Raw genomic sequence first — 369 nt, 5'->3', positions numbered from 1 at the left:
CCGAGAATATTGCCTATATCTGCCTGGCGGTGACGGTTAACCTCGCGGGCGGGCAGCCGGTATCGATGGCAAACATGCGTGCGGTACGTGAACTGACAAAAGCACACGGCATTAAAGTATTCTACGACGCTACCCGCTGCGTAGAAAACGCCTACTTTATCAAAGAGCAAGAGCAGGGCTTTGAGAACAAGAGCATTGCAGAGATCGTGCATGAGATGTTCAGCTACGCCGACGGTTGTACCATGAGTGGTAAAAAAGACTGTCTGGTGAATATCGGCGGTTTCCTGTGCATGAATGATGACGAAATGTTCTCTGCTGCCAAAGAGTTAGTCGTGGTCTACGAAGGGATGCCATCCTACGGCGGCCTGG

General features: G+C 51.5%; 1 protein-coding gene. It reads left to right on the top strand.

Annotated elements, in window-relative coordinates:
* The coding region (locus FDX14_RS06575; protein ID WP_252182517.1) for a beta-eliminating lyase-related protein at positions 1 to 369 on the top strand (369 nt) is incomplete at both ends.

Source organism: Citrobacter sp. wls710 (assembly GCF_005281115.1).
Classification (GTDB): Bacteria; Pseudomonadota; Gammaproteobacteria; order Enterobacterales; family Enterobacteriaceae; genus Citrobacter; species Citrobacter werkmanii.
Note: the sequence above shows the minus strand (reverse complement) of the source record. Positions and strands in the feature narration are given on the sequence as shown.